This window comes from Acinetobacter sp. 1130196, from assembly GCF_000588095.1.
Classification (GTDB): domain Bacteria; phylum Pseudomonadota; class Gammaproteobacteria; order Pseudomonadales; family Moraxellaceae; genus Acinetobacter; species Acinetobacter nosocomialis.
Genome location: NZ_JFWX01000044.1, coordinates 1 through 14,300 on the forward strand (window position 1 = coordinate 1; position 14,300 = coordinate 14,300).

Here is a 14,300-nt window from a genome sequence, read left to right on the forward strand (position 1 = left end):
GTTTTTCAGATTCTGAATTCCAGCGCTTGGTTGGTGTACCTCGACCAGTTTTTAGTGAAATGATCGAAGTTTTAAAAGAAGTAGAATCACTTAAAAAGAAATCTGGGCGTCCTCATACTTTAGCTATAGAGGATCAATTATTATTAACACTCAATTACTTACGGAATTACAGCACTCAATTGGAGTTGGCTGCAAATTACCATATCGCTGAAAGTAATGTGAATCGAACCATTAAAAAGGTTGAAGATGCATTGATGAAATCAAGACGGTTTACTCTGCCAAAACGAAGCATTACCACAGCAGACGAACAGTTTAACTGGGTCATTATTGATGCGACAGAATGTTCAATAGAACGTCCGAAAAAAAAATCAGAGTAAGTTCTACAGTGGTAAAAAGAAGAAACATACGCTAAAAGCACAAGTGATCTATCATCCGAACAGCAAACAAATCATAGGGCTAGATATATCGAATGGCAGTCAGCATGACATTAAATTGGCAAGAAGAACGGTTAAAAAATTCAAACATTGTAAATATGTTATGACCGATTTAGGGTACTACGGATTAGAGCAAGATGGCTTTAAATTATTGATGCCAATAAAGAAAAAGAAGAATTTACCCTTATTTGATGTTGAGAAAAAGTACAATAAAATGATTGGAAAAATACGAGTTGTGATCGAACATATTAATAGTCAATTGAAAACATTTAGAATATTAAGTGAACGCTATCGAAATAGACGGAAAAGATTCGGTTTACGCATTAACTTAATCGCTGCACTGGTAAATCGGATGAACTTGCAATAACGACTTTCGCAAGAGGTCTAATCTTCTAAAAAATTTATATCATTTTCTTCTATTGGTGCACAAAATAAAAAAAGCTTCCTAAATAGGAAGCTTTTTTTGCTAAATTTTATTCAGCTTTTTCACGTGCAATCGCGCGGTAACCGATGTCACTACGGTATTGCATACCTGTGAAAGTTACTTGGCCGCATACTTCTAAAGCATTAATTTGTGCTTCAAGAACGCTGTCACCTAAAGCAGTTACGCAAAGTACACGTCCACCAGAAGTCACAATGTGACCATCTTCACGAGTTGCAGTACCTGCGTGGAAGATTTTAGTATCTTCAGGTGATTGGCCGATACCAGAAATCACATCACCTTTACGTACGCTATCTGGGTATCCTTCTGCTGCAAGTACAATACCGATTGACTTACGCTCATCCCACTCAGCTTCTTTTGGTAAATTACCTGCAATACCTGCTTCAACCAAATCAACAAGAGATGACTTTAAGCGCATCATGATTGGTTGAGTTTCAGGGTCACCAAAACGGCAGTTAAATTCAATTACGCGTGGTTGACCTTGTTCATCAATCATTAAACCCGCATATAAGAATCCAGTGTAAACATGTCCGTCAGCAGCCATACCATCAACAGTTGGACGCATAATTTCAGTCATTACACGTTCAAAAACATCTGGAGTTACAACTGGAGCAGGAGAGTAAGCACCCATACCGCCAGTGTTTGGACCTTGATCACCTTCAAAAATACGTTTGTGATCTTGTGAAGTTGCCATTGGTAAAATATTTGTACCATCAATCATACAAATGAAAGAAGCTTCTTCACCAGCAAGGAACTGTTCAATTACAACGCGTGAACCAGCATCACCAAATTTGTTACCTGCAAGCATGTCATCAATCGCTGCAAAAGCTTCTTCGTTGGTCATTGCAACGATTACACCTTTACCAGCAGCAAGGCCGTCAGCTTTAATAACGATTGGTGCACCATTTTTTTCAACGTAAGCTTTCGCTGCATCAACTTCAGTAAATACTTCGTAAAAAGCAGTTGGAATGTTATGGCGTTTTAAAAAATGTTTAGCAAACGCTTTTGAGCCTTCAAGCTGCGCTGCATATTGAGTAGGACCCCAAATTTTTAAACCAGCTTCACGTGCAGCATCTACTACACCATTTACTAATGGTGCTTCTGGACCAACAACAATCAGCTCAACATTATTTTCTTTAGCAAAAGCAATAATTGCAGGGTTGTCCAAAATATCAAGTTGGACGTTAACGCATTTTGCTTCTGTTGCAGTACCAGCATTACCAGGTGCAACAAAAACTTGAGTAACTTTGGTATCTTGCGCGATTTTCCATGCTAAAGCATGCTCACGACCACCACTACCTAAAACTAAAATATTCATTTTTAATTTGTTCCTTAACTTTAATCCTTTTTCATCCCCCTCTATTTCTCGAAGTGGAGAGATAGTTCCATTATTGTGGAAAACCCTCCTGAATAAAAGGAGGGTTAGGGAGGACTAAATTTAAATTAGTGGCGGAAATGGCGCATACCAGTGAAGACCATTGCAATACCAGCTTCATCAGCTGCCGCAATAACTTCTTCATCACGCATAGAACCACCCGGTTGAATGATACATTTAATGCCAGCTTTAGCTGCATTATCAATACCGTCACGGAATGGGAAGAATGCATCAGATGCCATAACAGCGCCTTCAACAACCAAACCAGCATGCTCTGCTTTAATTGCAGCAATACGTGCTGAGTTAACACGGCTCATTTGACCCGCGCCTACACCAATAGTTTGACGGTTTTTTGCATAAACAATAGCGTTTGATTTTACATATTTCGCAACTTTCCACGCGAAAATAAGGTCATCAATTTCTTGTTCAGTAGGAGCACGTTTAGTAACTACTTTAAGATCATCTTTAGTGATCATGCCCAAGTCCTGGTCTTGAACAAGTAAGCCGCCGTTGACGCGTTTATAGTCAAGTTGCGGAGCACGTGCATCAATTGCAGGTAATTCGCCACATACTAAAACACGAACATTTTTCTTCGCACCAGTTACCTCAAGTACGCCATCAGCAATGCTTGGAGCAATAATAACTTCAACGAATTGACGGTCAACAATTGCTTGAGCAGTTGCAACATCTAACTCACGGTTAAATGCAATAATGCCACCGAAAGCAGATTCTGGATCTGTTGCATAAGCTAAATCATAAGCAGCTTTAATGCCGTCTAAAGAAACCGCAACACCACAAGGGTTAGCATGTTTTACGATGACACAAGCTGGTTTAGCAAATGATTTAACACATTCAAGTGCAGCATCTGTGTCAGCAATATTGTTATAAGACAATTCTTTGCCTTGTAATTGTTTTGCTGTAGAAACAGAAGCTTCTTTGGCGTTTGCTTCAACATAGAAAGCAGCAGATTGATGTGGGTTTTCACCGTAACGTAAATCTTGTGCTTTATTTAATTGAGTGTTGAACGTACGAGGGAATAAATCAGCTTCACCTTCGGTCTTACCAACGCGAGCGCCTAAGTAAGAAGCGATCATACCGTCGTATTGAGCTGTATGTTCAAATGCTTTAACCGCTAAATCGAAGCGTGTTTCATAAGAAAGTGAACCTGTAGCTTTTAATTCGCTAATCACTGTATCGTAATCTGAAGCATTTACAACAATACCTACAGAGGCATGGTTCTTAGCAGCAGCACGTACCATTGTCGGACCACCGATGTCGATATTTTCGATAGCATCAGCAAGAGAGCAGTTAGGTTTAGCAACTGTAGCTGCAAATGGATAAAGGTTGACAACAACTAGATCGATTGGATCAATGTTGTGTTCTTGCATAACTGCTTCGTCTAGACCACGACGAGCTAAAATGCCGCCATGAATTTTTGGATGTAGTGTTTTTACACGGCCATCCATCATTTCTGGGAAACCAGTATGTTCAGATACTTCAACAACAGCAATGTTATTATCTTTAAGCAACTTGTATGTGCCGCCTGTAGATAATAATTCTACCCCTAAAGCTGTAAGGTTTTGAGCAAATTCGACAATTCCTGTTTTGTCTGATACAGAAATCAAAGCACGTTTAATAGTCATGATGTTCAAGTCAACAATTTCAAGTCTACGGATTAAAACCAATTAGAAGCATAAAAAAATGCCCACGACGTCGTGAGCATTTTATCATTTATTCACTCATTAAACCGTGAGCTTTTAACTTTTTGCGTAAAGTGCCGCGGTTTAGTCCAAGAATCTCTGCGGCACGTGTTTGGTTGCCACGAGTATATTCAAGAACTACAGATAAAAGAGGTTTCTCCATTTCTGCTAGCACCATGTCATATACCTGAGATGGTTGCTCACCTTGCAATTGTGCAAAATAATGACGAACTGCGCGATCCACGTGGATGCGAAGAGCAACATCAGATTGTGCAGTAAAAATAGGAGATTTGCTATTCATGCGAGTTAATCCGAAAATCAAATACTAGCTTGGGTAAAGTAGTATATAAATGTGGTCTAAAAATACGGAGTCCTGTTTTAGATCCTAAAACAGTGACTCTAAAACATAAGAACAATTAGCTTGCCATAAATCTTCGTATTGAGTAAAAAATAAGCGTAACAATAGTTAAATATTTGTTACAGCCCCCTCAAAAACAAAAAAAGTTAGGCTATGCGCTTAATTTAGAAAAGCACACATGCTTAACAGTATATTTTTTGAATTGAGAGCGAGGAGTATATGAGTCAAAGCTTTCGTGGCGCGTATCATACCATTGTCTAGGAAAAAGTGAGCAAATTAACTGCATTTTTTTTTATTTTTTTTTCACTTTTTTTACAAATTAGGGGTGGACAATTTCTAATCGATAATTTACTAGGCTTTTTTTGCTTTTATTTAAATCAAATTGAAATTTAAACGGTGTATTAGTTGGGATACGTTGAATGCCTCGTAAATTTTCAACCAAGTATTGTTGAGGAGTAAAAATGATCTCTTCTTGATTGCCTTCTCGACCAAAACTTAATTTTAGGTTTGGTAACTCAATACTTTTATTATTTTGATTGACTAGAACGCCAGAAAATCGAGTATGTTCTATATCTATTCTACGTAGCTTTACCTTTTCTATATAAAGAAGTTGATATTGTTCAGCTGACTTACTGCAGTGCAGTATTTGACAGACATAATTAAATGCATGGCTAATAGCAGGGCTTTGCTGCATAAGTTTTGGATTGAACCAGAGAATCTGAAAAGTAAAAACTAAAATCAGAATCAGATTCGCAGAACTCCAAAGTGTATAGTACAACCAGCTATGCTTTTTACCATTATCCTGTTCAGGTGAAGTTGCTTGTTCAGCTAAGTTGAGGTTGGGGAGCGCATTGATTGGCTCGTTATGGAAGTAATTTAAATTATTTAAATACGTCAAAAGATCAATATTAGAATTTTCAACTTTTTGATCAAAGATATCTAACACATGTGAATGAGTCATATATCGTGTTTGAATCGAGCCGTCAGCTAAAACAGATGAGTTTGTTGCTTCTGGAAGTTCAACATTAACTAAGTTGGTTAGAGCATTAAAATTTAAATTACATTTAGGGCAACAAACCATGCCCTGAGCAACAGTTAACTGGGTTAGAGAAACTTTATAAACTGTTAAACATTTAGGGCAGCGGGTTTGCTTTTCATTCATGAGTTAAATAGTCTCAATTTATTGTTTTGCGTTTTCCTGATATGCGACACCAGTTTTCTTCGCGCTTTTCGACGTCTAATATATCAAAAAATTCAGAATAAACACCTGAAACATCAGCTACTTGCTCTTCAATTACACCAGCAAGTGCGAACTCACCATCAGATTTCAGTAATTGTGCAAACTCTGGCGCAAGTGCCATTAATGGTCCCGCTAAAATATTTGCCACCAAAACGTCTGCTTGTTGAGGTTTGAATTCTTGATCGAACTCTTCAGGAAGACCCACATATAGACGGTCTAAAACCCCATTGAGTTCTGCATTTTGTTTTGTCGCAAGAACAGCTTGAGGGTCAATATCTGTCGCATAGACTTTTTTAGCACCTAATAATAAAGCTGCAACGCCTAAAATGCCCGAACCACAACCATAATCAATAACGATTTTATCTTTTACATCGGTTTTACCTAACCATTGTAAACATAAAAATGTACTTGCATGGTTACCTGTACCAAAAGCAAGGCCTGGATCAAGTTTAATATTAGTCGCATCTGCTTCTGGTGGTTCTAACCACTCAGGTACGATCCAGAATTTTTCCCCAATTTGAATCGGTTCATAATAATCCATCCATGCACGTTCCCAAACTTGGTCTTCAAGTTCTTCATGACGCATAGGTACATCTGGAAGTTGAGCTTTTAAGAAAGCTTCTAAAGTGTCAACATCAATTGGGTCTTGTTCGTCTTGTTGATAAATACCTGTAACAATAACTTTATTCCATAAAGGTGTTTCGCCTGGTAATGGTTCAAGCAAAGCCTGATCTTCAGCATCATCCAGCGTTACGCTTACCGCACCTAGAGACATTAAAAGTGTTTCTGTGAATTCAACTTGTTCTTGATCAACGGTAATGTGTATTTGTAACCACTTCACGAAAAGGACCTAAAAATTTTATTTAAAGGTGTATTGTAGCCGACTAGAATGGTTTAAAAAAGAAAACGGCCCATCTTTAATGGACCGCTTTTTGAAAATTTCGCTGTGTTATAGAAAAATTAAAACTTTTTTCTATACCTTAGGTTCAAACTATATTAGGGAGCAGGGGCCTTAAATTGTAGTTTGCCATTTTCGTTTGGTTGGCAAGTACCATTGAAGGTTGCACCATTATGGCTGTAAGAAACCCAATCACCCTGACGTTTTTTAGCACAAGCTCTCAGTTCTTTTTGTGTTACTGATGTACCTGACTCTGCAGCATGCTTGCTTGTTTTAGCAGTATGACTCGATTTAGTAGTGTGAGTCGATTTGGCATTATGATTAGTCGCAGCGTGGGTCAACGTTACGCCTGAAAAACAAAGGAGAGATGCAGTTAAGATTTTTAACATGGTCGTTTTCATTTTGTGTTCCTTCTCGTTGCGTTAATTTTAAAGTCGTAGAAGTGCTGTACGTTTTTTATTCTAGAATGAAAAATTTTTAAAAACATTCACTTTGTATTGAATTCCTGAAACAAAATGTCAAAACATGTGGTGTAGCGTAAATCATGTGATGACAATTTTGTAATTATGTACATCAATAAGCAGATAATTTTGCTATAATGTTCCGTCTTTTTTTTCTGGTGTTTTTGTACTCATGCACTATCCTAAAGTTTATGATGTTATCGTTATCGGTGGCGGTCACGCAGGTACGGAAGCGGCACTTGCTGCGGCGCGTATGGGACGACAGACTTTGCTTTTGACCCATAACATTGAGACTTTGGGTCAGATGAGCTGTAACCCAGCAATTGGTGGTATTGGTAAATCACACTTAGTACGTGAAATTGATGCACTCGGTGGTGCAATGGCATTAGCTGCCGATAAAGGCGGTATTCAATTCCGTATTTTAAACTCGCGTAAAGGTGCTGCAGTACGTGCAACACGTGCTCAGGCTGACCGTGTTCGTTATAAAGCTGCTATTCGCGAGACATTAGAAAACCAAGCAAATCTTGATATTTTCCAACAAGCGGCTGATGACCTGATTGTGGAAGGCGATACCGTTAAGGGTGTTGTGACCCAAATGGGTATTCGCTTCGACGCAAAAACTGTTGTGTTGACTACAGGTACATTCTTGGGTGGTGTTATTCACGTTGGTTTAGAAAAATCAAGCGGTGGTCGTGCAGGAGATCCTCCTTCTATTGCTCTTGCTCAGCGTCTGCGTGAATTAAAACTACCAGTAGGTCGTTTAAAAACAGGTACTCCACCGCGTATTGATGCCCGTTCAGTTGACTTCTCTGTTATGACACCACAACCAGGTGACTTCCCATCTCCAGTGATGTCATTTATGGGGGATGCTTCAATGCATCCTGAACAAGTGAACTGCTATATCACACATACCAATGAAAAAACCCATGACATTATCCGTGGTGGTTTAGATCGTTCACCAATGTATACCGGGGTTATTGAGGGTGTAGGTCCACGTTACTGCCCATCAATTGAAGACAAAATTCATCGTTTTTCTGATAAAGACTCACATCAGGTGTTTTTAGAGCCAGAAGGTCTTGATACACATGAGCTTTATCCAAATGGTATTTCGACTTCATTACCATTTGATGTTCAGTTTGAACTTGTACGCTCAATTCGTGGTATGGAAAATGCCCACATTTTGCGTCCGGGCTACGCAATTGAATATGACTATTTTAATCCGCAAGCATTGAAATTTACCCTTGAAACCAAAGCTATTAACGGCTTGTATTTTGCTGGTCAAATTAATGGTACTACCGGTTATGAAGAAGCTGGTGCCCAAGGTTTACTTGCAGGTCTAAATGCTGCTCGCCGTGCCTGGGAGCAAGAAGAATGGACACCGAAACGTGACCAAGCTTATATGGGTGTATTGGTTGACGATTTGATTACCTTGGGTACGAAAGAACCATACCGCATGTTCACTTCACGTGCGGAATATCGTTTGATGTTACGTGAAGATAATGCCGATCAACGTTTAACAACTATTGGTCGTGAGCTTGGTTTAGTTGATGATGTTCGTTGGGCTGCTTATTGTGAAAAAATGGAAGCAGTTGAACGTGAAACATCTCGATTACAGCATTTATGGGCAGCGCCTAATAACCCAATGGGTAAAAAGTTTGTCGAAATGACTGGTGCTGACTTGAGTAAAGAATGTAGTGCGATTGATTTACTCAAACGTCCTAATATTAGTTTTGCTCAAATCGCAGAACTTACGGGTTCAGAAGTTTCAGAACAAGTGGGTGAGCAAATCGAGATCGCGGTTAAATATGAAGGTTATATTAACCGTCAGCATGAAGATGTAGCTCAGTTAAAGCGTCTTGAAGAAACCAAGATTCCTGCCGATTTTGATTATGATGTTGTTTCAGGTTTATCTCGTGAAATTACTCAGAAGTTAAAAACTGTGCGTCCAGAAACATTGGCTCAAGCAAGTCGTATTCCTGGTGTTACCCCAGCTGCTGTTCAACTTGTAATGATCACGATTCGTAAAAATAACATGATCAAAAAAACAGCTTAATCATTTAAGTCATTAAAAAAGCCCAGTTAAGACTGGGCTTTTTATTTTCTTATCAAAAAATATATGGAAACTTCCTAAGGAAGAAAATAGATTTCACTTCCTTTTTTTCTTATTTCACATGTTTTAAAACGAACGTTATATTGAATTCACGTTCAAACAAGAGGGCTTTAAACATGACAATGAAATCAATTCGCTATAATGGATATGATTTGGCATGCCAATGCTCATGTTCAACATAGCGCAAAAGAAGAAGCAGATCATTTTGGTGGAGGAGAACAGAATGATCTGAAAATAAATAAAACTATAAATACCAATATAAAATTAAGAAAATTATTATTCAAAATCTAAAGAGAACCTGACGGTTCTCTTTTTTATATCTAGTCATTTGTTATCAGGTTCAATTTCTCGTACTGCATTGTGTACTTGAACTGGTTCAATATGGAGCAACTTTTTACCGAAACTTCGTAACCACCAGACGAGTTGAGATGTAAAAGGAACAGTCGCCGTAACTTCGACAATGTTTTCTTCAATTGGAGTAATTGTCTGATCTTTACTTAACTGACTTTCATAAAAAGTTTTGGCAGTTTGTTCAGTCATGGTTAAGGTGAGCTGTATCAATTCAGTAGGTTGGTTGTAGTCTACCCTGAAACCTAAAGCACCCGAGTCAATATAATGATCAATATCAAAATTAACGGGGTGGAGCGCACGACTTTCTAAAACCTTAGCGGATTTGAAGCGGTGTAGGGCAAAGGTTTGTACTTCGGTTTTATCATGGCGGGGGCAAATTAAATAAATAACAGCACCTTTTTGGACCAATGCAAGCGGATTTAAAATATAAGTTTTATCTTCGCCTTGATTTACACGGGCTTGATAAACACACTCAATTTGTTTGTCTTGCAGTAAGCCTTCGTAAATTGCTTGTTGAGCAGCACGGTCGACTACAGGTGGAATCAGTGGTTGGCTTGCTGGCACAATACGGACACGATTAATCCATTGTCTTACATTATTTTGTGTAGACAGACTACGTTTTGCTAAGTCAAACCAAGGACCCATCTCATCAAGTAGACTTGGTGGGAGCAAATGTTTGAGATGTTCTTCAACCATCATAAAGGTTACTGCTTGAGAGCTTGTCATATGCGGTAAGCTTTGAATTGGTGCATCTGATTGCCATCGCCAGCCTTGAGGCACAGCTTTATTACTTTCAATTGGAAAACGCTGAGCAATTTGATTTAAATCACGCTGAATTGTTCTTAAACTGATTTCGATACCTTCACGCTCAAGCATTTCTTGCAATTCTCGAGTCCCGATCCATTTACCGGTAGGAAGGCGAGATAGAATCTGCCACTGGCGATATAAACTATTTGAAGTTTCTTTTTCTATTACAGACATAAGCGTAATACATCTATATCCAATTGCTTTGGTGTCAACACAATAAAAAAACTTTACACATTTAGCAAGTTTGTCAGATTCGGTTTATGGCACCTTTTACAATCAATGCTAAAATTTAAAAGAAAGTTATAACAACGAAAGCCAATAAGCATTATAGATATATAAGTGGCACTGAAATTGCTTATTTAAAAATGAAATATAGATAAATGATAAGACGAGGTTGCTATGTCAGAACAAGAGAAAGCCCTACAAGCCGATATTGATTATTTTTTACAAGAGCAGGCGACCACCGCATTACTTAACCAGACTTCGTTTATGGACAATCTTTCGGTACAAACGAACTTATTTGAACAGTTAAAATCGCAGTTTTTTAACGAAATGCTAGACGATGTGACATCTAACGGTGCTGCTTCTAAAAAAATTGAGCAATGGTTGAGCATTCGAACTTTAGATGAGCTTAAGCAGTTAAATGCGGAGGCCAAACAACATTTTCTCTATCACGGTATTACATTTAATGTTTACGGCGATAAAGAGGGTGCAGAGCGAACCATTCCTTTTGATTTAATCCCGAGAGTAATTGAAAAAAAACAGTGGGAGAAAATAGCAGCTGGATGTGCACAGCGAGTTAAAGCTTTAAACTATTTTTTAGATGATATTTATCATGGACAACATATTTTAAAGGAACAGTTAATTCCAGAAAATCATATTATTTGTCATGAGGCTTTTCAGCCACACATGCTCAAGCACAAGCTTAAAGGTAAAATTTATTCTCAAATTAGCGGTATAGATATTATACGAGATGGCGAAGGTGAATTTTTTGTACTAGAAGATAATTTAAGAACACCTTCTGGCGTCTCTTATATGATTGAATGTAGAAATATTAGCCAGCAACTCATGCCTGAACTTTGTGCTGCTAATAATTTGCAAGGCATTGAACATTACCCAAGCTTATTAAAAGAAATACTTCAAGAAAACTCAGAGGTTGATTGTCCTTTTATCGTAGTTTTAACGCCAGGGCGTTTTAATAGTGCTTATTACGAACATGCCTTTTTGGCACGTGAAATGGATGTGCCACTGGTTACTAACCGAGATTTATTTGTAGAAAATGATCAAGTTTTTGTAAAAACAATTCGTGGACGTCAAAAGGTTGATGTGATTTATCGTCGGTTAGATGATGATTTTTTAGATCCGCTTGCCTTTAGACCTGATAGTGCCCTAGGGGTAGCAGGTCTTATGTCCGCTTATTTACAAAAAAATGTAGTGATTGCAAATGCACCTGGTACTGGCGTAGCCGATGATAAATCGATTTATCCGTATGTTGATCAGATGATTCAATATTATTTAGGTGAAACACCAATTCTGAAAAATGTCCCTACTTATCAATGCCGCGAAAAGGAACATTTAGACTATGTATTGTCTCATCTAGATCAATTAGTGATTAAGGAAGCTCAAGGGTCTGGTGGTTATGGCATGTTAATTGGTCCTAAGGCGAGTGCATGTGAAATTGATGAATTTAGAAAAAAATTGATTGCTACACCACACGAATATATTGCACAGCCAACATTAGCTTTATCTGTTGCACCGACTTTAACGACATCAGGAGTGGCTGAGCACCACATCGACTTACGTCCGTTTGTATTGAGTTCCCCATATCGCACTGAAATTGTACCGGGAGGCTTAACACGAGTGGCCATGCAAGCAGGATCTTTAGTCGTAAATTCCTCACAAGGAGGAGGCATTAAAGATACATGGGTCGTTGAAACGCTACATTCCTAATAGTCGGTTAAAGAGGAAATTTATGGTTTTACTCAATTCGAGTGCACACCACATTTATTGGTTGGGCCGTTATTTAATGCGGATTAAATTTGCTGTATCACATTTACCATTTACCGATGATGAAAAAGCAACTCAATTTGCAGCGGCATTTGGACTGGTCATTGAGCAAGCAGAATTACTGAACTGCTATATGTTGGATACGAAACAAACATATTCATTACTGAACCAGTTCATGATTGCTAAAGATAATATTCAAGAATTAAGAGGGATACTATCTTCTAGCGCTTATGCCGAACTGAATCATGCGATTAAGTCACTTCAAGCTCATCCTGATTCATTAAATAAAGCTTTAGCTCAATGTAATCAAATACTTGATTCTGAAAATGAAGATATAGCCTTATTTCTGAATTTAGGAAAGAAAGTAGAGCAATTAGATATACAACTACGTTTTCAGCAAGACCTTACGGGACTTTTACAGGAGCTAGAAAAATTGCTTCAACAGCTGAATGACTTAGGATGGGAGAAGCTAAATCAATCTTGGCAATTATTAAAAGATCATCCGTCTTGGGATGCTTATTATAATTTTACTCAGCAGCTGGAATATATGTTCGAGGCATGATTATGAAATTGATGATTAATCATCAAACGCATTATAAATATACTGAAACTGCTAAAAACAGTATTCAGTATATTAAGATGATGCCTCAAACATCGCTGCATCAACATGTTGTGAATTGGGCAATCAGTGTGCCAGGTGATAAGACACTCAAAAGAGATATTTTTAATAATATTTGGTTAACCGCTACGCAGCGTTATGAATACCAACATCTTACTTTTATGGCGCAGGGTATTGTTGAGCTTTTAAATAAAGAGATAGGTGGAGTAGATGTACCTATACCATCAAAAATATTTCTTCAAAGTACAGCGGCCACTCAATATGATTCTGAAATGTTGGATTTTGCCCAGAAAATTGTAACCGTCAAAGATCGACAACACATTGCTTTGCTCAGTGAAAATATTCTGCAAAAGATGCCATATCAACCAGATAGTACATCTGTTCATACGACTGCCACGCAAGCCTTTCATGCAGCTCAAGGAGTATGTCAAGATCATGCACATGTTTTAATCGCCATGTGTCGTGCGTTACAATTACCAGCACGTTATGTCTCTGGTTATTTATTTGATCAAAATTATCCGCACCTTGCCAGTCACGCTTGGGCGGAGGTATTTTTAGATAATCAGTGGTATTGTTTTGATGTAAGCAATCAATTGTTTACGCCAAAGCATCATATTTATCTCGCAGTTGGACGGGACTATCTTGATGTTGCCCCAATTAGAGGTGTGCGAGAACAGGGTGGTATTGAAAATATGATGTCTGTGGTTCAAGTGTTGGCTTGTTGAATGTAAAGAGAACGAAATGACCTATTGTTGTGCGCTGAGATTAGAACAGGGTTTGGTGTTTATAAGTGACACTCGAACTAATGCAGGGGTCGATCATATTTCTGTATTTCGTAAGCTTCATACTTTCGGTGTAACGGGAGAGCGTTTTATTGCCTTGCAAACAGCAGGTAATTTAGCAACGACACAAGCGGTTATCGGGCATTTGCAAAATGCGCTTACTTTGCAGCAAGAGCCTAATTTATATAGTATTAATACAATGTTTGAAGTGGCTGATTTAGTCGGTAAAACTTTAAAAAATGTTTTAGAAGATATTAGCTCAGATACTCAAGAACAAATGAATTATGCTTGTAGTATTTTGGTGGGTGGACAAATTAAAGGCGGTGATATGCAGCTTTATAATGTTTATCCGCAAGGTAATTTTATTTGTGCTACAACCGACACGCCTTACTTTCAAATTGGTGAAAGTAAATATGGTAAACCTATTTTAGATCGTGCTTTATATTATGCAATGCCGTTAGATGATGCTCTACGCTGTAGTTTAATCTCGTTTGACTCAACACTGCGTTCTAATGTGTCGGTAGGTTTACCATTAGATGCCTTGGTCTATAGCAGAGATAGTTTTGTGATTCCTATGGGTAAACGAATTAGTGAAGATGATCCGTATTTTTCACAAATTAGTCGTCAGTGGTCGGATACTTTACGTCGTGGTTTACAGGAAATGCCTAAACCTACAGATGATTATTGGCGTTAAAAGGTATTTCAAATAAAAAAAT

Annotated in this window: 14 protein-coding genes; 7 read left to right on the forward strand and 7 right to left on the reverse strand. The window is 38.1% G+C overall.

The window, feature by feature from the left end:
* Nucleotides 1-801 (forward strand): IS5-like element ISAba27 family transposase gene (locus tag J671_RS25420; protein WP_152534347.1). Its coding sequence is split into 2 segments (ribosomal slippage), with 800 coding nucleotides annotated over them: nucleotides 1-359 and nucleotides 361-801; the frame shifts between segments, so codons are not numbered across the junction. This gene is flagged as partial in the annotation.
* Between the two features lie 106 nt (nucleotides 802-907).
* Here J671_RS25420 and purD read toward each other — a convergent pair.
* From purD to J671_RS20930, 6 genes are all read right to left on the reverse strand, one after another.
* Nucleotides 908-2,194 (reverse strand): phosphoribosylamine--glycine ligase, encoded by a 1,287-nt coding sequence (purD, locus tag J671_RS20905; protein WP_031983310.1) that lies wholly within the window; start codon nucleotides 2,192-2,194, stop codon nucleotides 908-910.
* Nucleotides 2,195-2,319: 125 nt separating this feature from the next.
* A complete protein-coding gene (gene purH, locus J671_RS20910; RefSeq protein WP_031983312.1) occupies nucleotides 2,320-3,894 on the reverse strand; it encodes a bifunctional phosphoribosylaminoimidazolecarboxamide formyltransferase/IMP cyclohydrolase in 1,575 nt (524 codons plus the stop codon).
* 88 nt (nucleotides 3,895-3,982) lie between these two features.
* A complete protein-coding gene (gene fis / locus J671_RS20915; protein WP_001086304.1) occupies nucleotides 3,983-4,252 on the reverse strand; it encodes a DNA-binding transcriptional regulator Fis in 270 nt (89 codons plus the stop codon).
* A gap of 376 nt (nucleotides 4,253-4,628) precedes the next feature.
* Nucleotides 4,629-5,471 (reverse strand): zinc-ribbon and DUF3426 domain-containing protein, encoded by an 843-nt coding sequence (locus tag J671_RS20920; RefSeq protein ID WP_031983314.1) that lies wholly within the window; start codon nucleotides 5,469-5,471, stop codon nucleotides 4,629-4,631.
* Between the two features lie 13 nt (nucleotides 5,472-5,484).
* Nucleotides 5,485-6,390, reverse strand: a complete 906-nt coding sequence (prmA, locus tag J671_RS20925) for a 50S ribosomal protein L11 methyltransferase (RefSeq protein ID WP_031983316.1) — start codon at nucleotides 6,388-6,390, stop codon at nucleotides 5,485-5,487.
* A 155-nt stretch (nucleotides 6,391-6,545) separates the two neighbouring features.
* Nucleotides 6,546-6,848 (reverse strand): hypothetical protein, encoded by a 303-nt coding sequence (locus J671_RS20930; protein WP_002049150.1) that lies wholly within the window; start codon nucleotides 6,846-6,848, stop codon nucleotides 6,546-6,548.
* Between the two features lie 232 nt (nucleotides 6,849-7,080).
* Between J671_RS20930 and mnmG the strand changes: the two genes are divergently transcribed.
* Both mnmG and J671_RS25990 read left to right on the forward strand, forming a co-directional pair.
* A complete protein-coding gene (mnmG, locus tag J671_RS20935) occupies nucleotides 7,081-8,961 on the forward strand; it encodes a tRNA uridine-5-carboxymethylaminomethyl(34) synthesis enzyme MnmG (protein ID WP_002049310.1) in 1,881 nt (626 codons plus the stop codon).
* A gap of 198 nt (nucleotides 8,962-9,159) precedes the next feature.
* Entirely contained in the window at nucleotides 9,160-9,309 is a 150-nt protein-coding gene (locus J671_RS25990) for a hypothetical protein (RefSeq protein WP_002049353.1), read from the forward strand.
* Between the two features lie 33 nt (nucleotides 9,310-9,342).
* Here the strand turns inward: J671_RS25990 and J671_RS26085 are convergent, their stop codons facing one another.
* Nucleotides 9,343-10,350 (reverse strand): helix-turn-helix transcriptional regulator, encoded by a 1,008-nt coding sequence (locus J671_RS26085; RefSeq protein ID WP_031983318.1) that lies wholly within the window; start codon nucleotides 10,348-10,350, stop codon nucleotides 9,343-9,345.
* Nucleotides 10,351-10,575: 225 nt separating this feature from the next.
* Between J671_RS26085 and J671_RS20945 the strand changes: the two genes are divergently transcribed.
* The 4 genes from J671_RS20945 to J671_RS20960 are packed head-to-tail and all read left to right on the forward strand — an operon-like array spanning nucleotide 10,576 to nucleotide 14,278.
* Nucleotides 10,576-12,126 (forward strand): circularly permuted type 2 ATP-grasp protein, encoded by a 1,551-nt coding sequence (locus tag J671_RS20945; protein WP_031983319.1) that lies wholly within the window; start codon nucleotides 10,576-10,578, stop codon nucleotides 12,124-12,126.
* Between the two features lie 22 nt (nucleotides 12,127-12,148).
* The gene (locus J671_RS20950) at nucleotides 12,149-12,745 is read left to right on the forward strand and encodes an alpha-E domain-containing protein (protein WP_002049176.1); all 597 of its coding nucleotides are present in this window, start codon (nucleotides 12,149-12,151) and stop codon (nucleotides 12,743-12,745) included.
* 2 nt (nucleotides 12,746-12,747) lie between these two features.
* On the forward strand, nucleotides 12,748-13,527 hold the full coding sequence (locus J671_RS20955; RefSeq protein ID WP_031983320.1) for a transglutaminase family protein: 780 nt from the start codon (nucleotides 12,748-12,750) through the stop codon (nucleotides 13,525-13,527).
* A gap of 16 nt (nucleotides 13,528-13,543) precedes the next feature.
* A complete protein-coding gene (locus J671_RS20960; RefSeq protein WP_002049189.1) occupies nucleotides 13,544-14,278 on the forward strand; it encodes a proteasome-type protease in 735 nt (244 codons plus the stop codon).
* Nucleotides 14,279-14,300 lie beyond the last annotated feature (22 nt).

Bases quoted from the DNA above. Each gene is read 5' to 3' on its own strand.
- purD (WP_031983310.1), bottom strand. From the start codon at position 2,194: ATGAATATTTTAGTTTTAGGTAGTGGTGGTCGTGAGCATGCTTTAGCA.
- purH (WP_031983312.1), bottom strand. From the start codon at position 3,894: ATGACTATTAAACGTGCTTTGATTTCTGTATCAGACAAAACAGGAATT.
- fis (WP_001086304.1), bottom strand. From the start codon at position 4,252: ATGAATAGCAAATCTCCTATTTTTACTGCACAATCTGATGTTGCTCTT.
- J671_RS20920 (WP_031983314.1), bottom strand. From the start codon at position 5,471: ATGAATGAAAAGCAAACCCGCTGCCCTAAATGTTTAACAGTTTATAAA.
- J671_RS20930 (WP_002049150.1), bottom strand. From the start codon at position 6,848: ATGAAAACGACCATGTTAAAAATCTTAACTGCATCTCTCCTTTGTTTT.
- mnmG (WP_002049310.1), top strand. From the start codon at position 7,081: ATGCACTATCCTAAAGTTTATGATGTTATCGTTATCGGTGGCGGTCAC.
- J671_RS25990 (WP_002049353.1), top strand. From the start codon at position 9,160: ATGGATATGATTTGGCATGCCAATGCTCATGTTCAACATAGCGCAAAA.
- J671_RS26085 (WP_031983318.1), bottom strand. From the start codon at position 10,350: ATGTCTGTAATAGAAAAAGAAACTTCAAATAGTTTATATCGCCAGTGG.
- J671_RS20945 (WP_031983319.1), top strand. From the start codon at position 10,576: ATGTCAGAACAAGAGAAAGCCCTACAAGCCGATATTGATTATTTTTTA.
- J671_RS20950 (WP_002049176.1), top strand. From the start codon at position 12,149: ATGGTTTTACTCAATTCGAGTGCACACCACATTTATTGGTTGGGCCGT.
- J671_RS20955 (WP_031983320.1), top strand. From the start codon at position 12,748: ATGAAATTGATGATTAATCATCAAACGCATTATAAATATACTGAAACT.
- J671_RS20960 (WP_002049189.1), top strand. From the start codon at position 13,544: ATGACCTATTGTTGTGCGCTGAGATTAGAACAGGGTTTGGTGTTTATA.